This window comes from Rhizobium sp. BK181 (assembly GCF_014193305.1).
In the GTDB taxonomy this organism is placed as follows: Bacteria; Pseudomonadota; Alphaproteobacteria; order Rhizobiales; family Rhizobiaceae; genus Rhizobium.
The window spans coordinates 456,269-477,684 of the sequence record NZ_JACHZA010000002.1 but is presented as its reverse complement, the minus strand read 5'-3'; the positions used below and the strand labels follow the sequence as shown (position 1 = coordinate 477,684).

At 60.0% G+C, this 21,416-nt stretch carries 17 protein-coding genes, 1 other RNA gene and 1 pseudogene; 8 read left to right on the top strand and 11 right to left on the bottom strand.

Annotated features, from left to right (window positions below):
• The 3 genes from hflK to FHT77_RS09700 all read right to left on the bottom strand — a co-directional run bounded on the left by hflK (position 1) and on the right by FHT77_RS09700 (position 2,560).
• Positions 1–1,086: an FtsH protease activity modulator HflK gene (gene hflK / locus FHT77_RS09710; protein ID WP_016554465.1), complete on the bottom strand. Its 1,086-nt coding sequence runs from the start codon at positions 1,084–1,086 to the stop codon at positions 1–3.
• 151 nt (positions 1,087–1,237) lie between these two features.
• Positions 1,238–1,753 (bottom strand): dihydrofolate reductase, encoded by a 516-nt coding sequence (locus FHT77_RS09705; protein WP_183754652.1) that lies wholly within the window; start codon positions 1,751–1,753, stop codon positions 1,238–1,240.
• A gap of 12 nt (positions 1,754–1,765) precedes the next feature.
• Positions 1,766–2,560 (bottom strand): thymidylate synthase, encoded by a 795-nt coding sequence (locus FHT77_RS09700; RefSeq protein WP_183754651.1) that lies wholly within the window; start codon positions 2,558–2,560, stop codon positions 1,766–1,768.
• A 355-nt stretch (positions 2,561–2,915) separates the two neighbouring features.
• Here FHT77_RS09700 and ssrA point away from each other — a divergent pair.
• From ssrA to FHT77_RS32225, 5 genes and pseudogenes are all read left to right on the top strand, one after another.
• Positions 2,916–3,285, top strand: a transfer-messenger RNA (tmRNA) gene (gene ssrA, locus FHT77_RS09695).
• Positions 3,286–3,412: 127 nt separating this feature from the next.
• Positions 3,413–3,922, top strand: a complete 510-nt coding sequence (locus FHT77_RS09690) for an SspB family protein (RefSeq protein WP_016554469.1) — start codon at positions 3,413–3,415, stop codon at positions 3,920–3,922.
• A gap of 50 nt (positions 3,923–3,972) precedes the next feature.
• On the top strand, positions 3,973–4,167 hold the full coding sequence (locus FHT77_RS09685; protein WP_183754649.1) for a DUF4169 family protein: 195 nt from the start codon (positions 3,973–3,975) through the stop codon (positions 4,165–4,167).
• 97 nt (positions 4,168–4,264) lie between these two features.
• A complete protein-coding gene (locus FHT77_RS09680; RefSeq protein ID WP_183754647.1) occupies positions 4,265–4,486 on the top strand; it encodes a ribbon-helix-helix domain-containing protein in 222 nt (73 codons plus the stop codon).
• A gap of 18 nt (positions 4,487–4,504) precedes the next feature.
• Positions 4,505–4,726, top strand: a pseudogene (locus FHT77_RS32225) (aminoglycoside adenylyltransferase domain-containing protein); the annotation flags it as partial.
• Positions 4,727–4,749: 23 nt separating this feature from the next.
• Here the strand turns inward: FHT77_RS32225 and FHT77_RS09670 are convergent.
• The 3 genes from FHT77_RS09670 to FHT77_RS09660 form a co-directional block, all read right to left on the bottom strand.
• Entirely contained in the window at positions 4,750–8,496 is a 3,747-nt protein-coding gene (locus tag FHT77_RS09670; RefSeq protein WP_183754645.1) for an AsmA-like C-terminal region-containing protein, read from the bottom strand.
• 183 nt (positions 8,497–8,679) lie between these two features.
• Positions 8,680–10,092, bottom strand: a complete 1,413-nt coding sequence (locus tag FHT77_RS09665) for an FAD-binding oxidoreductase (protein WP_183754801.1) — start codon at positions 10,090–10,092, stop codon at positions 8,680–8,682.
• A gap of 106 nt (positions 10,093–10,198) precedes the next feature.
• Entirely contained in the window at positions 10,199–11,233 is a 1,035-nt protein-coding gene (locus tag FHT77_RS09660; RefSeq protein WP_183754643.1) for an aldo/keto reductase, read from the bottom strand.
• 95 nt (positions 11,234–11,328) lie between these two features.
• Here FHT77_RS09660 and FHT77_RS09655 point away from each other — a divergent pair, with 95 nt between their 5' ends.
• Positions 11,329–12,231 (top strand): LysR family transcriptional regulator, encoded by a 903-nt coding sequence (locus FHT77_RS09655; RefSeq protein ID WP_183754641.1) that lies wholly within the window; start codon positions 11,329–11,331, stop codon positions 12,229–12,231.
• 160 nt (positions 12,232–12,391) lie between these two features.
• Positions 12,392–13,486 carry an AbrB family transcriptional regulator gene (locus FHT77_RS09650; protein ID WP_183754799.1) on the top strand — a complete coding sequence of 365 codons (1,095 nt, stop codon included), beginning with the start codon at positions 12,392–12,394 and terminating at the stop codon, positions 13,484–13,486.
• Here the strand turns inward: FHT77_RS09650 and FHT77_RS09645 are convergent.
• Positions 13,446–14,333 carry an AraC family transcriptional regulator gene (locus FHT77_RS09645; RefSeq protein WP_183754640.1) on the bottom strand — a complete coding sequence of 296 codons (888 nt, stop codon included), beginning with the start codon at positions 14,331–14,333 and terminating at the stop codon, positions 13,446–13,448. The two genes, FHT77_RS09650 and FHT77_RS09645, sit on opposite strands and share 41 nt — an antisense overlap.
• Positions 14,334–14,366: 33 nt before the next feature.
• On the opposite strand from FHT77_RS09645, the gene FHT77_RS09640 reads away from it, so the two are divergent.
• Entirely contained in the window at positions 14,367–14,774 is a 408-nt protein-coding gene (locus FHT77_RS09640) for a DUF2000 family protein (RefSeq protein ID WP_016554479.1), read from the top strand.
• Positions 14,775–14,824: 50 nt separating this feature from the next.
• Here FHT77_RS09640 and FHT77_RS09635 read toward each other — a convergent pair whose 3' ends face one another.
• From FHT77_RS09635 to FHT77_RS09620, 4 genes are all read right to left on the bottom strand, one after another.
• On the bottom strand, positions 14,825–15,490 hold the full coding sequence (locus FHT77_RS09635; RefSeq protein ID WP_183754638.1) for an OmpA family protein: 666 nt from the start codon (positions 15,488–15,490) through the stop codon (positions 14,825–14,827).
• Between the two features lie 194 nt (positions 15,491–15,684).
• Complete coding sequence (locus FHT77_RS09630) at positions 15,685–16,680, bottom strand: flagellin (RefSeq protein WP_016554481.1); 996 nt, start codon at positions 16,678–16,680, stop codon at positions 15,685–15,687.
• Positions 16,681–16,928: 248 nt separating this feature from the next.
• Positions 16,929–20,084, bottom strand: a complete 3,156-nt coding sequence (locus tag FHT77_RS09625) for an efflux RND transporter permease subunit (RefSeq protein WP_183754636.1) — start codon at positions 20,082–20,084, stop codon at positions 16,929–16,931.
• Positions 20,081–21,253 (bottom strand): efflux RND transporter periplasmic adaptor subunit, encoded by a 1,173-nt coding sequence (locus tag FHT77_RS09620; RefSeq protein ID WP_183754634.1) that lies wholly within the window; start codon positions 21,251–21,253, stop codon positions 20,081–20,083. The genes FHT77_RS09625 and FHT77_RS09620 overlap by 4 nt, the downstream gene beginning before the upstream one ends.
• Positions 21,254–21,416 lie beyond the last annotated feature (163 nt).

The following is a 21,416-nucleotide window of genomic DNA, read 5'->3' as shown; positions in this document are numbered from 1 at the left end:
TCAACCTCCCTGCTGCGCCGGTTTGCCGATCTCATTAAGCGGCAAGTAAGGCACAACCCCTTGCTTCTCGTCGATCACGACCTTCTTGGAATTCTTCAGAACCTGCTCCATCGTTTCAAGGAAGAGACGTGTGCGAGTGACCTCGGGCGCCTTCGCATATTGTTCGTTGATGAACGAGAAGCGCTGAGCCTCACCTTCGGCTTCCTTGACCACGCGGTTCTTGTAGGCCGCTGCCGCTTCGCGGATCTGGGCGGCGTCACCGCGCGCCTGACCGAGCTTCTGGTTGGCGTACTGATTGGCCTCTTCGACCAGTCGCTGCTTGTCCTGGTCGGCTCGCTGCACTTCTTCGAACGCATCGGCAACTTCACGTGGCGGAGCCACGTCCTGAATCGTCACGGCGCCGATGGAAATACCAGCCCTGTAGCGATCCATGGTTCCTTGGACGATGTTGGCGACTTCCGTTTCAATCGGCTGACGATTGTCGCGGAAGGCATCCTGGGCCGGACGGCGACCGACAACTTCGCGCATGGCGCTTTCGGCGACCTGCTGCAGCGTCTCCGCCGGGTTCTCTACGTTGAAAAGATAGGCCTTGGGATCGCTCACCGTGAAGAAGACTGAAAACTGAACGTTCAGGATGTTCTGGTCACCGGAAAGCATCAGCCCGCTCGACGAGGAGGTCGACGTCGATGCCGCACCGATATTCTGCTGCTGCATCGTCACCTTGACGATCTCGACGGTTTCCATCGGCCACAGGTGGAAATGCAGGCCCGGGGTCGAAACCTCTTCCTTGGGATTGCCGAAACGCAGTTCGACGCCGCGCTCGTCCGGCTGGACGATATAGATGCACTGGAAGAGCCAGAACACCACCAAAATCGCCGCGACGATTACAAGCACGCCGCCGTTGAACCCGCCAGGCACAATGTTGCGCAGCTGGTCCTGACCGCGCCGGATAATATCCTCAAGATCAGGCGGCCCGCCCTTGCCGCCACCGCGCGGGCGATTGGGCCCTTGCCCCCATGGTCCCTGATTGTTACCGCCGCCGCCGCCCCAAGGGCCGCCGCCGCCATTCTGATTGCTCCAGGGCATCAAAACCTCTTATTCGTTGAACTCCGATCGCCTAACCCACGGGGGCGGCGGATAGCTGCGATCGTGACCGTTATAGGTATCGCCGCATCTGCTTTCAACGCAGCATGAGGAACTTGACGATATTTATTGGAAAATAGTTGGTTTTCAGCGGTTAGCGCCGGTCATAGATCACGAATTTCGTGGGATAGCTATCCTTGTCGCCTGCAGGCACGTCGATCGTCGCCGTCGCCCTCCAGAGCGCTGGGTCAATCGCCGGAAATGACGTATCGCCTTCGACCGCGGTTTCGACATGCGTCACGCACAGCCGATCGGCGAGATCGATGGCCTGCTCATAGATCTGCCCACCACCGATGATGCAGATTTCGCTCCCACCATTTTGCTTGGCAAGGTCCTCTGCAAGGCTGATGGCCTCGGTCAGCGAACGAGCCATATGCACGTCCGGATTCGCTACCGCGGCAGACTGCCGGGAAATCGCAATGTTTGGTCGCCCGGGCAGCGGCTTACCAATGGAGTCATAGGTCTTCCGCCCCATGACAACCGGCTTTCCCAGTGTCAGCGCCTTGAAGCGCTTGAGATCGGTGGAGAGCCGCCATGGCATGTCACCATCCCGCCCGATGATGCCGTTCTCGGAAACGGCGACCACGATCGTCTTGCGAATGTCAGACATCGGCCTCTCCAATCAGACCGCGATCGGGGCCTTGATGCTGGCGTCGGCTTCGTAGCCGACCAACTCGAAATCCTGGAACTTGAAGCCGAAGATATCCTTCACATCGGGGTTGATCCGCATGAACGGCAACGGCTTCGGCGTGCGGGTCAGTTGCAGCTTCGCCTGCTCGAAATGGTTGTGATAGAGATGCGCATCCCCAAGCGTATGCACAAAATCACCGAGTTTCAGACCGGCAACCTGCGCCACCATCATCGTCAGCAAAGCGTACGAGGCAATGTTGAATGGCACCCCGAGAAAGATATCAGCGGAACGCTGATAAAGCTGGCAGGAAAGCTTGCCGTCGGCGGCGTAGAACTGGAACAGGCAATGGCATGGCGGAAGCGCCATGTCATCGACCTCGGCAGGATTCCACGCAGAAACGATATGGCGGCGCGAATTCGGATTCTTGACGATGCCGGCAACAAGTTTGGCGATCTGATCTATATGGCCGCCATCCGGCGATGGCCACGAGCGCCACTGCGCGCCATAGACCGGCCCCAGATCGCCATTCTCGTCCGCCCATTCATCCCAAATCGAAACGCCATTGTCCTTGAGGTAGCGGATATTGGTGTCGCCACGTAGGAACCAGAGCAGCTCGTGGATGATGGACCGCAGATGCAGCTTCTTTGTCGTAAGAACCGGAAAGCCTTCCTGCAGGTCGAACCGCATTTGATAGCCGAACACAGAGCGCGTGCCCGTGCCGGTACGATCGCCGCGATCGGTTCCGTGTTCCATCACATGCTTCAGAAGATCGAGATACTGCTTCATCGTTCGCCGCCAATTCCGTTCTCAGCTTATTTAAGCGCTTCGCGCATCGAAACCAATCGTCGCACGGGCTTTATCCCGACAAATCTCCGTCACGGCCAGCGCCCACGTATCCATTCGCTGACTCGGATCAGCCTATTGGCGATTTGACGTTCAATGCGAAGGTTGCCGACGCCTTTGATGACTGCCGCTTTCCTGCGTCTCTCTCCTTGGCTTGTTTGTAGCGATAGTCGGAGCAGCGACCGGGATCGTCAGTATGTTGAAAGCGTGGCGCCTTCACGATCGGAAGGTGATCTCTCTCTTAGGCTGCCGAGCATCCTCTCGCTTTCTGACCGGACCACACGGTTTTGTGACAACACCTCTTCCCATCCCTGACGGAAAACACTATATCACCCATGCCGGTCTTCGGGCCGGCTATGGCGATAAATGAGCGGTGTAATAAACCTATTGGACCCGGGGGCGGTACCCGGCGCCTCCACCAAAAACCGGCGGCCCAGCAATGAGATGGCCGGCTTTTGATGGGGGCGAAACAGGATCGACAAGGGTGTAAAGATCGTCTTTTTGCTCGGCATTGTACCGCCGTTATCGGGCTAAAATTGTAGTTGCAAACGACAACTATGCGGAAGCTCGTCTCGCTGCTTAATCGCGGTGTGACACTTCAAATAAAGCCCTAGTGGTTCGCACCTCTAGGCGGGGTCCGAAGGCACCTGGCAACAGAAGCCTTCACCTTCTCCCTTGCGCGCAAATCATGTATGGTTTGGTCAAGCATGACTCGGCTCAGGCCTTTTCCAGGGCGTCTTGGCATGCCATACAGCCTTGGGAAACGAGTCCGAACCTAACGAAAGACAGGAAAGCATGGGGCAGGATCACATCCGTTACGACATTCTGGCACAGGACGCACTGCGTGGCGTCATCCGCAAGGTATTGTCCGAAGTTGCCGCGACGGGCCGCCTGCCGGGCGAGCATCATTTCTTCATCACCTTCCTTACCGGCGCGCCCGGTGTTCGCATCTCGCAACACCTGAAGGCGAAATATCCGGAACAGATGACCATCGTCATCCAGCACCAGTTCTGGGAACTGAAGATCACCGAGACGACGTTCGAGATCGGCCTGTCCTTCTCGGATGTTCCGGAAAAGCTCTTCATCCCATTCAATGCGATTCGCGGCTTCTACGATCCCTCCGTGAACTTCGAGCTCGAATTCGACGTGCCTCTCGCTGACAGCGACGAGCTTCCCGCCGCAGAGATTACCGCTTATCCGGTGGCATCCGAGAAGTCGGAGGAAACACCCGCCGCCAAAGCCGACGGCGAGGAAAAGAAGCCCGGTTCGGTCGTCTCGCTCGACGCTTTCCGAAAGAAGCAGTAAAACCGAGGGAAGCAACTGCTTCCCTTTTTCAATTCCGATCGAGGCCAGTCGTGACCGCCGAAGTCGTCAATCTCCGTCAGTTCAAAAAGAAGCAGGCCCGCGCCAACAAGGAAAAGCAGGCCGAGCAAAACCGTATTTCCTTCGGCCGTACCAAGGTTGAGAAGCAGCTCACCAAGGCGCTCAACGAGAAAGCCGAACGCTCTCATCAGCAGGGCCACATCGAGAAATCCGACGACGACAAATGACCATCCGGGAAAATGAAAAAGATCCCCGGATCAATCACTTGAACGGCTGTCCGGATTCAGATTATCAGCTGCTTGAATCGAATCCTGAAGCCTTGCGATGATCCGCAAGCACTCGGCTACCCTACACGGACACCGCACCAGTTTTTCTCTGGAAGAGGAATTCTGGGCCGAACTGAACAGCATCGCCAAGGCGCGCGCCATTCCGCTCGCAGCTCTGATTTCAGACATTGACGATCAGCGTCAGCCCGAAAGCAACCTTTCTTCGGCCCTTCGTGTTTACGTCCTGCATTGGCTGAAATCCGAGGGTGCCGTCAGATAGCCCCGATGGCGAACCGCGACCACAGGCGAGTTCGTCACCAAGGACACCGCGGCTATATGGGCCACGCAACATCTGCCAACGCCATTCGCGGAAGTGCCGGTTTACGCTCGCAATGGATATCTTGGTCTGATTGATGACGATCCGGAGAGCCGCCAAAGCGGCCCACGTCAAACGGCAATATACCCTTTAGCAACAGGTAATAGAGCGTCTATGATGGCAACACGCTCGAATCTGCGGTGACTTCGGTAATATGGCCGCCGCAATTACTGCGGCATCTGCACACCGGGCAACCCCGGTACAGTTCCGAAATTGAGCGAGTTTTCTGGGGGAACGGAAAGCTGCTCCTGTGCGCGCCGCGCCGCATCCGCGGCGGCCTTTTCTTCCGCCGCCCTCGCGCGTGCTGCTGCATCGGCTTTCGCCTTTGCCTCGGCCTCAGCCTTTGCTTTCGCTTCGGCCGCTTGCCGCTCACGCTCTGCCTGGGCGGCAGCCAGATCTCTTAAACGCTGCTCTTCGGCCTGCTGCTGCGCTTCGAATGCCGCGGCCTTTTGGCGTTCCAAATCATTGAACTTGAAGAGAGCAACTTCGCGGCGCAGTCGCTGCTTTTCCAACACATTTGACTGCAGGCGCTCGACGCGCCGGCGTTCACGCTCGAAGGCACGCAAGGACAGGAAGCCGGTGATATCGGTGACGTCCATGGTTCGGCCAGGCGACGCGAGCAGCCCCGAAAAGTCCAGGCGGATCGCAGGTTCGGCACCTGGAAGCACCTCACTGCCTGGATTGAGCGCAATGTTGAGTGATGCGTTGATACGCTCTTGCGGCAGGTCGATCTGGCCGTTACCAACCACCTTCGCCTGATCGGTCGTCACGCTGACGTTCTGAAAGCGCAGCACACCATCTGTAACGTTGAACGGGATGGCAGTCGGCGGCAGCTTCGCTTCGCCGTTGTTGAGCAAGGTCTCGACGATCGGATGGACCTTGCCGGCATTCAGCTGATCCTGCATCGGATCGGTGGCTGCCAGCAATGGCGCCAGCATCCCAAGATTGAGCCCGCGAACGCTCGTTTCGCCGAGCCGAAGCTCCCCGGAGCCGTTCAGCGAACCGGCGATATCCTTCATGGATTTGCCGGATGCTTCCATGGAGAGCCCCAGTCCGAACTTGCCGCTGGCCACGGGCGCGCCGTCGCGCGGCCACACCACAGCGGCAAGGTCCGCATTCGCCAGCGCCAGCTTCGTCTGGAAGAAGCCCGTCCCATTGGCATTGGTAAAGAGGAGACTGCCGTCGAGGCTGCCGCCGTCCCAGCCTCCCTTGATGTTGTTCAATTGTAGTTCGTCGCCCCTGTACGCCACATCGGATGTGAAATCCGAAATCGCGCCCGACCAGCTTGGCCAGAATTGCTTGGCCGAGAGCTTGAGGCTGACGTCCATGTCCTTGAAGACGGGCAAGCCGAGCCCCCCCGCTGACAGGTTGCCGGTCGCCGCATCCGTCATTGGCCCGTAGATGGCTTCTCCGAGCCAGGCGGCATCAGCCTTTGAAAGCGCCAATTCGCCAGTTGCCGTCGTCGTCTCGGCCTTGCGGTCTAGGGTCAGCGCGCCGCTGAACTCATTGTCGGCGGCATGGCCGGCAACGTCAGCAAGGGCAATCTTGTCGCCGTCGATCGTCGCGTTTGTCGTCAACTTGAACGGCAGGCCCGTACCCATTTGCGGGACAGCGATGCCGTTCATGACAAGGTACGGATCAAGGTCCGCGCTCTCCAGCGAAACCGCAAGCTGTCCGTTCATGAAGGTTTGCGGCCGGACGTCGACCTTGCCGCCGGCGGTAAACGAGGTGCGGTCGGTGGCAAACGTCAGCTGCGCGTCTGCAGGCTCTGTTCCCTCGGCTTGCACCTTGAGGGTCATACGCCCGTTGGCGTCGGCTTCAACCGGCAACGGATCAAGGCCGGCCTGCCCGAACAGGATGGAGGTGACGCTGTTCTCGAGCGTCGCCTCAAGGCTCGTGGTGCCCTTGCCTGTCAGAGCCAGAAGGTCCGACATTCGGTAGTCGAGATTGACGCGGCTCCCGTTGCTCACGCCGGCCAATGTCAGGGTCAGGCCATCGCCCTCGTCCCCGCCAAGCGTCAGGGCACCACGCAAAGCAGTATTCGTGTACCAGGCGGCATTGCGCACGAGCCGATCCATGACCGGATGCTGCGGCAGGTGTTGCTTGAGCATGGTGAAGAAGGAGCCCGGATCGGCTGATTTGAAGGTGATTTCCCCTGAGCCCTTGTAATCGAGCAGCGATCCCTCGGCGCGACCGGTCGCAGTCACCTCGGCGCCTGCCAGATTCTTGACCGAAAGCTTCTCGACCGCCAAGGCGCCATCGGCAATTGTAAAGCTTGTCTCGACATCCGCCGCTTCGACGCCGAAGGCCGTGAATTTGTCGGCCTTCAGCTGCGCAGCGATCTTGTGATCAAGCACATTGTCGCCCGCGTCCTGACCGGTAAGCAATCCTGTCAGCGCACGCAGCGCATCCAGATCGAGCGCGTCGCCGGCAAGTGCGACATCCAGCGTCGGCGTCTGATTGGCCGCAGCCTGGCGATCCAGCCTGCCCTTGAGCGTCGCCTGCCCGACGGCAATCTCCAGGTTGTCGAATGTCTGGCGGTCGTGGGTGAGGCTGACATCGGCGGAAAAACCCGCTTGCCTCAGCTGTCGGATCGCCGGATCCACGGAACCGGCGAGCCAGGCCGCAAGACCGGTGGGCTGATTGGACGCCACTGTCATCTGCCCCACGAAGGACGCCTGCCCCTGCAGATTGAGCTTGCCTTGGCCTTCGACCTGCGTGCGACCGGGAAGCGTGCCGACCGCATTGTCGATCGTCCAGCCGCTGCCAGCGGGTTGGACATCGAGCTGAATGTCGCGGATCGTCGTGTCGCCCGCAACGATGGCCGGCAAGCGAACGCTCGCCTTCCCTGGCACCTGCGGTACCGGCACCTGTGAAACTATCTGGATCAGCGCGTTCAATCGCTGTCGAGCCGAGAGGCCGGCATCGCGGGTCGTTTTGCCGTTCGCGCCTTGATTGCCGATGCGATTGACATCGATCTGCTGGCCGTTTGCGATCAGGAGGAATTGCGGCTTGCTTCCCGTATCGAGCGTCGCCTCGCCGGTGACGACATAGGGATCGTCTGCCGCCCCAACCTCCAGCCGATATTCCGGTATCCGAACGCTCTCGTTGGTAAGCTCGAACTTCCCTTTCAGGCGTGGAGGCAGATCGCCCTTGGCGGTCTTCTTGCCATCCCGGTTCTCAATCGAAGCCGACACCGTTCCCTGATAGTTCGGCCGGCGATCGACGAGCTTCAGTTCTCCGTCGAGATCGACCGTCACCGGCTGCTTGTCGGGCTGCAACCGCGTACGCATCCGCAGGATTCCGTTCTCGTCCGGTTGATTGCTGGCGATCGTGAAGTTGCCGTGCGCGCCATCGAGCGCCGCATCACCTTCGATCCGCCATGGACCGGCAAGCGACTTGGCCGACATTTCGGCATTCAGGCCGGTAACGTGCCGGGAGCGCCCCGACTGGTCGTCGATGAATTGAACATCGCCGCCGCTGACATGGACGTTCTCAAGAACAACCGTCCTGGCCGGAATCTCAGGCTGGCTGCCGCGTGTCCAGTCGAGCGTGCCGTCCTTCAACAGCCTCAGCTTTATCTTCGGGTTGACCACGCGCATGTCGAAGATCAAAGCCTCGCCGGAGAGGAACGGCGCGAGTTCGGCATCCATCGAAAACTGCTCGACCTGCACGAGGGGCGACCCGTCGAGTTCCTGCCCGACGCGCACGTCATGCAGTGTCACCGATGGAAACGGCAGAAGGCGCGCATCCACCGCACCGTGGACGACGACTTTCTTGCCTATGATCCGGCTTGCTTGATCCTCGAAATTCTTTCGGAAGTCCGTCCAGTCGATAAACAACGGCGCCAGCAGCGCCACGAACAGCGCTACGACAATCACTCCGCCCAAAAAGACGAGGAACCGGCCTACCAACTCAACAATTCTCCATTTGGGAATCCATCGCGGACACTAGAGCATCATACCGAAAGCTGTGAAGCCGCTTTCCGGCAACATCGTGCTCTATTTACTTGATTCCGAGATGAATTCTCCTCATGCCCGGTTATTTCCCTCTCGGTCGGTCTCGCCCGGTAGACAAGCGCAACAGAGTGTTCGTTTTCAGGCAGTATGGAATATCTTTCCGGGATTGAAGATATCGTCCGGATCGAGCGCCTTCTTGACCTGCCGCATGAGGTCGACCGTGCCGCCAAGCTCCTCTTCGAGGAACGCCATCTTGCCTTGGCCGATTCCGTGTTCGCCGGTGCACGTCCCGTCCATCGCCAAAGCGCGGGCATTGAGCCTGCCGACAAAGGTCTCAGCGACAGCAATACCTTCGTCGGTCTTGTCGTCGAACAACAGGAGCACATGGAAATTCCCATCGCCGGCATGTCCGACGATCATCGCCAACAGGCCATGTTCCTCTATATCGGCCTGCGTCTCGCCGATGCAATCGGCAAGACGGGAAATCGGCACGCAGACATCCGTCGAGAGCGCAGCCATTTCCGGCGCCAGCGCACGCGATGCCCAATACGCATCGTGCCTTGCCTTCCAGAGCTTGCTGCGTTCCTCGGCGTTAACGGTCCACGAAAACGCGCCACCCCCGCATTCGGAGGCGATCTCGGCAAACTGTTCCGATTGCAGCGCAACGGTCTCATCCGTACCATGAAACTCGAGGAAGAGCGTCGGCTTCTCCTCGTAGTTCAGCTTCGAATAGGCATTGCAGGCGCGAATTTGCAGCGCATCCAAAAGTTCGATGCGGGCAACGGGAATACCCATCTGGATGGTCATGATCACGGCGTCGCAGGCGGCTCGAATGGTCGGAAAGGCACAAACGCCACCGCCGATCTTCTGCGGGATGCCCTGCAGCCTCAACGTCACGGACGTCAATATGCCAAGCGTGCCTTCCGCGCCGACGAACAGCCGGGTCATGTCGTAGCCGGCGGACGACTTGCGTGCGCGTCGCGCAGTGCGGATTTCCTCGCCATTTGCTGTCACTGCCGTGACCGCGAGCACATTGTCCTTCATCGTGCCGTAACGCACGGCATTCGTTCCGGAGGCCCGCGTCGAGGTCATGCCGCCGATCGAAGCGTTTGCTCCGGGATCGATCGGAAAGAACAGACCGGTATCACGGAGATAAGTGTTCAATTCCTCACGCGTCACACCGGGCTCGACGGTGCAGTCAAGATCCTCAGCATTGACTTCAAGAATCCGATTCATTCGGCTGAAATCGATCGATATACCGCCATTCGGCGCATTGACCTGCCCTTCCAGCGACGAGCCGGTGCCGAAGCCAATGACCGGCACCTTGTGCTCGGCGCAAATCTTGACTGCAGCCTTCACATCGTCGGCACGCTCTGCAAAGAGCACGCCGTCTGGCAGCTGAGCCGGGATGTAGGTAGTGGTATGCGCGTGCTGTGCACGGAACGCCTCGCCGGTCTGGAAGCGCTCACCGAAGCTCCGTTTCAGAATACCAAGAGCGGCGGTGATGCCTGCCTCGTTGCGTGTTCCGGATTTTGCATCCTTGAGCGCCATCTCTTTGATCTCCTTCACCTTCACACCCGGAGGCAGGTTGGTATGAGACAAGAGATGGCGCCTGTCTAGTGCATGATCGGGGAGAACCGTCCCCTATCGTGCGCCCTTAGACCAACGGCGGGTTGAGCCGCGCAAAAGCTTCCTGCCTGCGGTATGGAAAGTAGGGATAAGGCGCGGTAACTCCACTCGCTTTATCGAGCTTTTCAACCTGCTCCTTCGACAATGACCACCCGACAGCTCCGAGATTCTGCCGCAGCTGCTCCTCGTTGCGCGCGCCGATGATGACACTGGAAACCGTTGGGCGGCCGATAAGCCAATTGAGGGCGATCTGCGGGACAGTCTTGCCCGTCTCTTCGGAAACCTCGAACAATGCATCGACGATATCGTAGAGCTTCTCGTCATCGACCGGCGGCCCGTATTCTGCCGTCTGGTGCAGCCGACTGCCCTCCGGCAACGGCTGACCGCGCCTGATCTTGCCGGTGAGACGGCCCCAGGCAAGCGGGCTCCAGACCAATGCGCCGACGCCCTGATCGGCGGCGAGCGGCATCAGTTCCCATTCGTAGTCACGACCCGCCAGCGAATAATAGACCTGATGTGCAACATAGCGCGGATAGCCATGCTGCTCGGCAATCCCGAGCGACTTCATCAACTGCCATCCCGCGAAATTCGAGACGCCGACATAGCGGATTTTCCCTGCAGCAATCAGCCCATCCAGCGTTGCGAGCACTTCTTCGATGGGTGTCGAGGCATCGAATGCATGAAGCTGCAGCAGGTCGATGTAGTCCGTGCCGAGGCGCTTCAACGCCTCGTCCGTCGAACGTATGAGACGCGAGCGCGACGTTCCCCAATCCGCCGGTCCATCGCCCATCGGCAATGCGATCTTGGTTGAGATCAGCACAGCGTCGCGCCGACCGGCGATCGCCTGGCCAAGGACCTCTTCGGAGGCCCCGGCCGAATAGACGTCTGCCGTATCGAAAAGGTTGACGCCCGCTTCCAACAAAATGTCGACCAGGCGTCGGGCTTCGGCTGCGTCCGTAGTTCCCCATGCGCCGAAGAGCGGGCCCGAGCCTCCGAATGTTCCCGCGCCGAAGCTCAAAACCGGCACCCTGAGGCCTGATGCGCCGAGATTTCTGTATTCCATGATCGGTCTCCTGTGTGGACTTCAGAAGAGATAGACACTGAATCTACCGTGATATAGATTGCCGGAAGGAAAACCATCCGTGAATTGAAGTCATCATGAGCAGGCAAGACATAAATCGCTCCGGCGAAATGGAAGTCTTCGTGCGCGCCGTCGAACTCGGCGGCTTCACGGCCGCGGCGCGTGCCTGCCGAATGACTCCGTCTGCAGTAAGCAAGCTCATAGCACGCCTTGAGGCACGCCTCGGTGCTCGCCTCGTCAACCGTTCGACCCGCAAGTTGCATCTGACGCCTGAAGGATCCGCCTTTTACGATCGCAGCGTTTCCATCCTTGCGGATATAGCGGAGGCCGAACGCTACGCGTCATCAGGTGAACAGGCCACAGGACCTATACGCATCAACACCAGCGCCTCCTTCGGCCATCATATCCTTGCGCCGCTGGTTTCCGAATTTCTGGCGCTTAATCCCGCCGTCACACTCGACATCTCGCACACAGACGCCATCGTCGATCTCGTCGAGGATCGCGCCGATGTCGCGATCCGCGCCGGACCGTTGAAGAGCTCCAGCCTCATTGCGCGCAAGCTCGGCTTCACCCGCAACGTCATCGTGGCATCGCCGGACTACCTGAAGCGCGAAGGCGAGCCGAAGACCATTACCGACCTGACGCACCATCGCCGCGTTGGCTTCTCCTACGCGCGCAGCGTTCGGGGCTGGCCGTTAGTCGATGGCGGCGAGACCATTGCGCTGCCGATTACGCCAGGCGTCCAGGTGGGCGACGGCGAAGCGATGCGATATATGGCGCTGTCAGGTGCAGGCCTTGTCCGCCTCGCCACCTTCACCGTTCGCGCCGATATCGAGGCCGGCCGGCTGGTCCCCGTTCTCGAGGACATCAACCCCGGCGACATAGAAGAATTCTACGCCGTCTACCTTGGCCAGGGCGGCCCACTGCCGGCGCGCGTCCGAGCGCTTCTCGACTTCCTCGCGGAGCGCGTCAGCCTCTGACATCGCGTCTGCAGGATTTCGCAATTGACCCCTTCACCGGCTGGCGCCTATATCGGCACATATCCTCCGGCCTCCTCTGCCGGCCTCTTTTGCCAGCCAGTGCTGCTCCCCTGTTTCGCTCGATCGCGGTTCCAGCATTGGCAAGACATGCATGGGAATCATGCCGTTGCACGACGCCAGCCGCTTCTTTCGATACGCCAGCCTGCCGCGGTGGATCCTCCTGCTCAGCGTCTCCACCGTGCTTGTAGTCGGGCTCGAATTGCTCGGGCTGCCGGCCTCGCTCCTGATCGGCCCCATGGTGGCGGCGATTGTCCTTGCCTTATCCATTGGTCAGGGATCGCTCAAGGTCCCGCGCTGGCCCCTCCTCTTCGGGCAGGCGCTCGTCGGCTTTCTGATGGCGCGCGCCATTACCGTTGACATCCTCAAGACCATGGCCACTGACGCGCCACTCTTTCTCGCGATGATCCTCTCCGTCATCGCTGCCGCAGCCGGTCTTGGCTGGTTGCTGACCCGCTGGCAGGTTCTACCCGGTACGACGGCGGTCTGGGGCTCTTCGCCGGGCGCAGCCTCCGCGATGGTGATCATGTCCGAAGCCTATGGTGCCGACGCCCGTCTCGTCGCGTTCATGCAATATCTCCGGGTGGTCTTCGTCGCTGTGGCGGCCTCGGTCGTCTCGCGCCTCTGGGTCGCCGCCGATGGTGGCGAACCGCCGCCGTTCATCCTCTTCCCACCGGTCGACTGGCCGGAGCTGGCTGCGACCATCGCACTCACCTGCCTGTCCGCCTACCTTGCGGTGCGTTTTCGCATTCAGGGCGGCACGATCACGGTGCCTCTGGTCCTTGGCGCCCTGCTTCAAGGCCTCGGTCTACTCAAGATCGAACTTCCGCTCTGGCTGCTGGCGATCAGTTATGCCCTGATAGGCTGGAACATCGGGCTTCGTTTCACCCGCGGGATCGTCATGCACGCCGCTCGCGCACTGCCGCGCGTCGCTGCCTCTATCCTGCTGTTGATGTCGATCTGTGGCTGCATGGCGTTTGCCTTGCACAAATTCGCAGGTGTCGATCCGCTCACAGCCTATCTGGCGACAAGCCCCGGCGGCGCCGATTCTGTGGCAATCATCGCAGCTTCGAGCGATGTCGACGTGCCCTTCGTCATGGCGATGCAAACCGCTCGGTTCCTGGTGATCCTGTTCACCGGCCCGATGTTGGCACGCTTCATCGCACGCCGCTCCGGCCTTGCGGAAAAGTCCGTCTAAGGCTCGCCCATTGGCCGGGTGTCATTCCATAGGCCTTTTTGAAATGGCGGGTGAGATGGCTCTGGTCGGCAAAGCCGGTCGCCGCCGCAACATCAGACAGCCCGTCGCCTGCGCCGATCATCGCACGCGCCTGCTGCAGCCGCCGCATGAGCAGATAACGATGCGGGCTTGTTGCAAAAGCCGCCCTAAAGTGCCGGGAGAGAGAAAAGCGGTCGAGACCGGTGACAGTCTCAAGCTCGCCGGATCGCACGGCTTCCGTGGCATGCGCTTCGAGATAGTCGCGCGCCAATCTTGCGCGCTGCCACGCCACGCTGCCGAGCGGCCGTTGTGGAGCCTTCGCATGCTTTGCAAGTCCGCCCGCAACACGCGAAACGAAATCGTCGACGAACAACTCGTCGAGCTCGCGATCGAGCTCTGTAAGGGCTCCGAGCAGCGTACCTGCAAGAATCGGATCCCGGATGACAGGATCGTCAACGAAGGGAAGCCCGATCTTCTGCGCTCCAAGGCATTCGAGCAGTAGCGCCGGCTCAAGATAAAGCATGCGATACTGCAGCCCGTCGTCAGTACCAGCCCCACCGTCGTGCTCCTCATCTGGGTGGAGTACGAGCACCTGTCCCGGCATGCTGAAGCGCCGCTGGCCACGATACGAAAACGTCTGCACGCCCTTCATCGTCACACCGAGAGCGTAGGTATCGTGGCGATGAGGCTCGAACGCCTTGCCGGAAAACTGCGCTTCCATCCGCTCGATTCCGGGAAAGGCCGGCGCAATCACGATCCCGTCTGCGCCGGGCTCGGTGCACAAACGTTCAAGACCCTCGAAGGCGCGACTGTTTACATCCTGGTCCAACGCGACTTTCGAACCCTTATGAAAGAGACTGGAATGTTTGATACCAAAATTGCGATCGTCCTGCGAAACAATCTTGCATCCTGGCAGAAGCTGAACGTCACCGCCTTCCTGATGAGCGGCATTGCCGGACAGCACCCGGAGATGATCGGCGAAGCGTACAAGGACCGCGCTGGCAATCTCTACAATCCGCTGTCCATCCAACCGATCATCGTCCTGTCGGCCGAGGACGAAACGATGTCGGCAATCCACCGCCGTTCCCTGGAGCGCGGCGTAACCTCATCGCTGTTCATCGAAGAGATGTTTGCAACCGGCCACGACGTTGCCAACCGGGCCGTCTTTGCAGAATACGCACCTGACGATGCCAAGGTTGTCGGCATCGCCATCCGGGCGGAGAAGAAGATCGTCGACAAGATCACCAAGGGCGCGACGATGCATCAATAACGAAAACGGCCGGGCGTTGGCCCGGCCGTTTCTGTTGACTCCAGCCTGGATCAGCTCTGGGTGACAGGCGCGATCTGGATTTCGACGCGGCGGTTCTGAGCACGCCCGGCTTCCGTCGCGTTGGAAGCGACCGGTTGCGACGGACCGAAGCCGACGGCCGAAACGCGGCGCGGATCGATGCCCTGCGTGCCGAGATAATCGGCAACCGACATCGCGCGGCGCTGCGACAGGTCCTGGTTGTGCTGCAGGCTGCCGGTGGAATCGGTGTGGCCGTTCACATCGATCAGCGTGCGGTTGAACTTGCGCAGGACGATCGCCACAGAATTCAGCGTCGGATAGAAGCCAGACTTTACGGCGTCCTGGTCGACATCGAACGTGATGTTGGACGGCATGTTGAGGATGATGTTGTCGCCGCGGCGGGTCACCGAGATTCCGGTTCCCTGAAGCTGGGCGCGCAGTTCCGATTCCTGCTGGTCCATGTAGTTGCCGATCGCGCCACCTGCGAGCGCGCCTACGCCGGCGCCGATCAGCGCGGCATTGCGACGTCCGACCGGCGAGCCGCCGACTGCCAGGCCGGCAAGCGCGCCAACACCGGCACCGAGCAGCGCGCCGCCCGACGTGTTCGACATCTTCTGTTCGCCCGTATAGGGGTCGGTCGTGGTGCAGGCGCTAAGGTAAGTTGCAGCAACGGCCAAAAGTATGAATTTCTTGATCATGGACAGGCGGATCTCCAGTTCGGTGTTGATGCGACCAGTATTAAGGATTGCGGCAACAAGATGAAACCGACGCTTTCAGACACTGGAAATTGGGCAAATTACACAACTACTGCGGATCGCAAGCAACAGCGATGAGCCAAGTGGCCGCGTCGCCCGTCGGATTCCGGGCGACGGTTGTATCGCAAGACGACCGGTCAGAAGTTCTGGAAGAGCTGGCGAACCGTGTCATAGCTGGCGTTGGCGATGTTCAGCGACTGCAGGCCAAGCTGCTCTTGGGTCTGAAGGGCACGCAGCCGGCTTGACTGTTCCTCCATGTCGGCATCGATCAGGCGGCTGATACCGCGGGCGTATGAATCATCCAACGACTGCGCGAAGTCGCTCTGGATGCTGATGCGCTTCTCGAGCGCGCCGAAGGCCGAACCCACTGTCGTCATCTGGTTCAGCATCATGTCGACGACGGTGATCATCTCTTTCACCTGCGCCTGCGTCGTGCTGCTCGAAACACCAATTTCGACCTGCCCGGCCGTATTCCCCGCGCCCTTCAACATCACGTAGTTTTGTGAGGCTCCCGCCTCGGTCGCGAAATACTGCGAGGTAAGAGCGCCATATTCACCGGAGCCCGTTGTCCGATCGTCGATCAGGTAGCGGGCATCCTTCGATGTCGTCGCCCCAACTGGGGCAAGATCGACCTCATAGCTCAGCATGTCGACCTTCACCGTCCCGTCGGAATAGCGGATGAAGGAAGATGGGATCTCCCTTGGTTTGGAGGGATCAGCTGAATCGTCGATCGCAACCCAGTTATCACCGTTAAACTCGGCAGACTGCGCAACCGACCGCAGCTGATCCTTGAGGTGGGCGATATCCGTGTTGATCTTGTCCTTGTCGACGCCGGATTCGGTCGCCGCGACCAGCTTGGCCTTGATCTCGCTCACCAGATCGATCGCGTTGTCGACGGCATTGTAAGCCGTGCCCATCGTCGCGGCAGCGAGGCCGAGAGCGTCGCGAATGGCTGATTGGGCTTTCTGATCGGTTTTCAGCGTTGAACTGATTGCCCAATAGGCACCGTTGTCGGACGCCTTTTCCACTCTGAGGCCGGTGGAAACCTGCCTCTGGGTCTTTGTCATATCACGACCAATGTCGCGCAATACATACAGCGCGGCATCCACCGAAGTGCGCCGATAAATGCTCAAGGTACTGTACTCCGAACACAACAATGCACTGATACAAACAAACCGTACCGCGAACGATCATGTCCGGGAGCGCCTGAACGAGGCGCCAGGGCGGTCCTCTCAAAACGCTGGAGGACCTATCGGCTTCTGTGGGAATGATTACCGCTCATGCTTAAAAAATATCTAAAATTGAGAGGAAATTCATCCAATTCTACAACTTTTTATAAGCTATAACTCGCAGGATTTTACGCGCTGAAGGCGCGCTGCGTTCACTCGGCCGCCTGAAGCCGTCCTGCCTTGGCGGCAGGGCGCGGACGAGAGGCGTGCGCCATTTCTTCGTGTAGCCGCTCCTCTTCGTGAGCATGCGGCTTCGCAAAGCGCGCGATGAGCAAGTAAGCCACCGGGGTAATGTACAGCGTCACCAGCGTCGCAAAACCGAGGCCGCCGACAATCACCCAGCCGAGGGCAATGCGCGCTTCCGCGCCGGCGCCATGCGCGAAGACCAGTGGTACACCGCCAAGGATCGTTGCGATCATGGTCATCATCACAGGTCGCAGCCGCAACGCACATGCCTTTTCGATCGCCGCACGCACCTCCTCGCCGCGATCCCGCAGCTGGTTCGCGAACTCGACGATGAGAATGCCGTTCTTCGCCATTACGCCGACGAGCAACACAAGGCCAATCTGGCTGTAGATGTTGAGGCTGGAGCCGGTGATAACAAGCGCGAACACGGCGCATGCAAGCCCGAGCGGCACGGTTGACATGATGATGACCGACGACAACACGCTCTCGAACTGCGCGGCCAGAACCAGGAAAATAATAACGATGGCAAAGCCGAAGGTCAGCGCCATGCCACTCGAGTTTTCCTCAAGCGTTGCGGCCTCCGCGAGAGGCACAAGGCGAGCGCCAGCGGGCAGGATCGACTTGGAGATTTCAGTTGCCTCCTTGACCGCGTCTCCGAGCGAGAGGCCACCCTTCAGGCCCGCAGTGATCGCAACCGAAGCAAGTTGCTGTTCGCGGTTGAGCTGCGGTGCGACCGAGCTTTCCGTCAGCGATGCAATCACCGACATCGGGACAATCTTGCCATCACCGGTCTTGAGGAACACATTCTCGAGATCCGTCGGGTCGTCCAGCGGTCGTGTGTTCGAGGTGAGCAGTACCGGGTAGGCTTCGCCCTTGACGAAGACGTCGACGACCGAGCGCCCCTCAAGCAGCGACTGCATGGCCGTCGAAAGGCCGGTAATGTCGATCCCAAGATCGGAGGCGCGCTCACGGTCGATCGTCACCGACACCTGAGCCTGGGTCGGCTCGTTGGTCAATCTCGGCGTGTCGTAATGGCCTGTAGCATCGAGCGCCAGGACCAATTGTGCAGCCGCGGTCGTCAGCGCCTCGTGATCGTTACCGACCAAAGCCATCTGCAGGCCGTTGCCGGCGCCGCGAATGCGCAGGCTGTTCGACTGGATGGCGTTGCCACGGAGCGCCGGGACCCTCGCAGCCGTGCGATTGATGTCTGTCACGATCTCCGCCTGCGTACGTTGACGCTCGCCCCAAGGCGCCAATGTCAGCACCATGAAGCCGCTGTTGACCTGTCCGCCCTGCCCGGAGATGGAAAAGATGTTGCTGATATCACCGCTGTCGACGAGCGGCTTAAGATACTCTTCGACCAGCTGCATCTTGTCGCGCGTGTATTCGAGACTGGAACCCTGCGGCGTCGTTAGGCGCATCATCACCAGCGCCCGGTCTTCATTCGGCGTCAACTCGCTTCGAACCGTCTGGAACGCGAGGACCGCCGCACCCGCGAAAATCAGGCAAGCGACGATGACGATCAGCGGCGCATTCAGGCAGGCATGCAGCGACCAACGGTAGGCATCGGCGAACCATGTGCCGAAACGTCCGAGGAGGCCGTGATCTTCGAGCATCTCCTTGGTCAATATCCGCGAGGCCAGCATTGGGCACAACGTCAAGGCGACGATCGACGAAAGGCCGACGGAGAAAGCCAGCACGAAACCGAATTCCCGGAACAGCCCACCCACCTGCCCCGGGAGGAAGGACAAAGGTATGAAGACCGCGGCAAGCGTTGCGGTCGTCGCGATGACGGCGAAGAATACCTCGCGCGTGCCAAGCACGGCGGCCGCCCTTGGGCCCATGCCTTCCGAGCGTCGGCGCACGATGTTTTCGAGAACGACAATGGCGTCGTCGACAACGAGACCGGTTGCCAGCACGATCGCAAGCAGCGTCAGGATGTTGATCGAGAAGCCAACGAGATAGACAGCCGCCAGCGTCCCGATCAAAGCCACCGGCATGCTGACCGCCGGAATGATCGTTGCTCGCCAATCCCTGAGGAAGAGATAGATGACGGCGGTAACGATCACAGCGGCCAGGATCAGTGCCAGCACGACCTCATGAATTGCGCCCTGGATGAACACGGCATCATCGCTGGTGATGGCGATCCGCGTGCCCTCAGGCAGCGTCTTTGAGAGCTCGGCGACAGCATCCTTGATGCCGTTCGAGATGTTTAGAGTGTTTGATTGCGCCTGGCGAATGATGCCGAGACCGATGCCAGGGACACCGTTGGAGCGCAGAGCCGTCTGCCCGTCGCGCGGCCCAAGTGTCACGTTCGCCACATCGCCGAGGCGAACGTGGTTCTGCAGGATGACGTTGGAGAAGTCTTCCGGTGTCTGCAGGCTTGCCATCGCACGCACGACGATCGTCTGCGTCGGGCTCTTGAGCGATCCTGCGGGCACGTCAAGAGCCGCGCTCGACAGCGCCTTCGTGAGATCCCCGACGGTCAGTCCTCGGCTCGCAAGCTCGCTCTGGTTGACGTCGACGCGGAACACCTTCTCCTGGTCGCCATAGGTTTCGACATCGGCAACGCCGTCGACCGAAGCGAGGCGATCGATGACCTGGTTTTCGACGAGAAGGGTCAGATCGTCCATGTTGAGTTTGGACGAGGTGACTGCGAGGCGCATGATCGGCTGGGAATCCGAATCCGCCTTGACAATCTGTGGCGCATCCGCCTCTTCGGGCAGGCGATCGGCGATGCGACCGATGGCATCGCGCACATCGTTTGCGGCAACCGCGAGATCGACGGAATCGGAGAATTCCAGCGTCACCCGGCTCTGGCCGAACTGCGAGCTGGAGGAAATCGACTTGAGGCCGCTGACGCGCGCGGCCGCCCCCTCGATCACCTTCGTCAGTTCCTGATCGATCGTCTGCGGCGAGGCACCGTCGAACGTCGTGCGAACGGTGACGACGGGCCGATCTACATCAGGCAGTTCGCGCACTTCGATCCCGGCATAGGCTGCCAGGCCTGCGACAATCATCAGGGCATTGAAAACCAGCGCAAGGATGGGGCGCCGGACGAACAGCGCCGTAAATGTCTGTTTGCCGGAAGCCGGCTTGTCCTGCATTTCAATCACGTTCATTGCGTGACGGGCTCCAAATTCGACGCGACTTCGCCGGCAACCCGCACTGCCCCGCCTTCACGGACGCGCTGCAGGCCCTCGGTAACGATGGCGTCGCCATCCTTCAGATCAGCCTTGACGAGAATGTAGTCTGGATTGCGCTGCACGATACTGACCCGCACTTTGCCGGACTTGCCATCGACGACCTGCCAAACAAATGCCCCTTGCGAGTCCCACTGGACAGAAAGCGGATCGACCGCGGGATATCGGTCGCCGCCGAATTTCATTCCGACATTGAAGGACATGCCCGCGCGCAACTCGTCGGAGGCGTTGTCGATCCGGGCCCGCACGCGCATCGTCCGACTTGCGGCGTCTATACGGTTGTCGATTGCTTCGACCACACCTGAAAAAACGCGTCCCGGTCGGGCGACCGACGTCGCCTCGACCGGCTGACCGACTGTTATGGTGTTGGCGAAGCGTTCAGGCACCCAGTAGTCGACGAGGATTTCGGTCCGGTCGTCGAGCGTCGCGACCGGTGTCGTCGTCGAAACGTTGTCGCCGATGTTGACCGGGATGATGCCGACAATGCCGTCGATCGGCGCAACGATGCTGCGGCGCTCAAGATTGAGTTCGGCCGCCTGCAACTGCAAGCGTGCACCCTGCTCCGCAATCTCGGCATCGAAAACATCCATGCGCGACACGCTGGATTTGATGTTGTGGTAGAGGCTGGATTTCTCGACAGCGCTCTTCAATGCGACATCGGCCTGGCCGCGAGCGATGACTTGCTCTTCGCTGTCCAGCTTTGCCAGAACCTGCCCTTTGGTGATCCTATCGCCCGACTTGATCAGGATCTCGCGGATCGTGCCGCTCGCCTGCGGCATGACCACCACAGAACGAATGGCATCTCCCGTCCCGATGGCGCTCAAGCGATCATTGACGACACCACGGACGACAGCTTGAGTGGCGACGAGAACCGGAGCATTGGCGCCGCCACCGCCGCCGCCACGCCGCCGTTGTCCCTCTCCGCCGGCGGCCGGTTGCGAACTAGCCTCGCTGGGCGCCAATTTTGAAACCTCTGAAAAACCGGCCTTACGCAGCGTCTCGCCGGCCCCAGGCACAAAGTAAACCCATCCGGCAAAGCCGGCCGCAATTACGACAACGCAAACTACAAACTGCTTCCAAAATGGCATTCACGTCTCCAGAGGGACTCGAGGCTAGTCCAGGGTCTATCGAAAGAGGCGTTCGCAGGACAAATTGCCGCGCGTCTGCGACAATATTGTCCCTTTGCTGACCACCGGCAAGCGAATTGGTCCCGCATTACTGAATTGTAATATCAAGACTGAGTTACTGTTG

Excerpts from the sequence above, each read along its gene's own strand:
- hflK (WP_016554465.1), bottom strand. The coding sequence starts at position 1,086 with ATGCCCTGGAGCAATCAGAATGGCGGCGGCGGCCCTTGGGGCGGCGGC.
- FHT77_RS09705 (WP_183754652.1), bottom strand. The coding sequence starts at position 1,753 with ATGTCTGACATTCGCAAGACGATCGTGGTCGCCGTTTCCGAGAACGGC.
- FHT77_RS09700 (WP_183754651.1), bottom strand. The coding sequence starts at position 2,560 with ATGAAGCAGTATCTCGATCTTCTGAAGCATGTGATGGAACACGGAACC.
- FHT77_RS09690 (WP_016554469.1), top strand. The coding sequence starts at position 3,413 with ATGGGGCAGGATCACATCCGTTACGACATTCTGGCACAGGACGCACTG.
- FHT77_RS09680 (WP_183754647.1), top strand. The coding sequence starts at position 4,265 with ATGATCCGCAAGCACTCGGCTACCCTACACGGACACCGCACCAGTTTT.
- FHT77_RS09665 (WP_183754801.1), bottom strand. The coding sequence starts at position 10,092 with ATGGCGCTCAAGGATGCAAAATCCGGAACACGCAACGAGGCAGGCATC.
- FHT77_RS09660 (WP_183754643.1), bottom strand. The coding sequence starts at position 11,233 with ATGGAATACAGAAATCTCGGCGCATCAGGCCTCAGGGTGCCGGTTTTG.
- FHT77_RS09655 (WP_183754641.1), top strand. The coding sequence starts at position 11,329 with ATGAGCAGGCAAGACATAAATCGCTCCGGCGAAATGGAAGTCTTCGTG.
- FHT77_RS09650 (WP_183754799.1), top strand. The coding sequence starts at position 12,392 with ATGCCGTTGCACGACGCCAGCCGCTTCTTTCGATACGCCAGCCTGCCG.
- FHT77_RS09640 (WP_016554479.1), top strand. The coding sequence starts at position 14,367 with ATGTTTGATACCAAAATTGCGATCGTCCTGCGAAACAATCTTGCATCC.
- FHT77_RS09635 (WP_183754638.1), bottom strand. The coding sequence starts at position 15,490 with ATGATCAAGAAATTCATACTTTTGGCCGTTGCTGCAACTTACCTTAGC.
- FHT77_RS09625 (WP_183754636.1), bottom strand. The coding sequence starts at position 20,084 with ATGAACGTGATTGAAATGCAGGACAAGCCGGCTTCCGGCAAACAGACA.
- FHT77_RS09620 (WP_183754634.1), bottom strand. The coding sequence starts at position 21,253 with ATGCCATTTTGGAAGCAGTTTGTAGTTTGCGTTGTCGTAATTGCGGCC.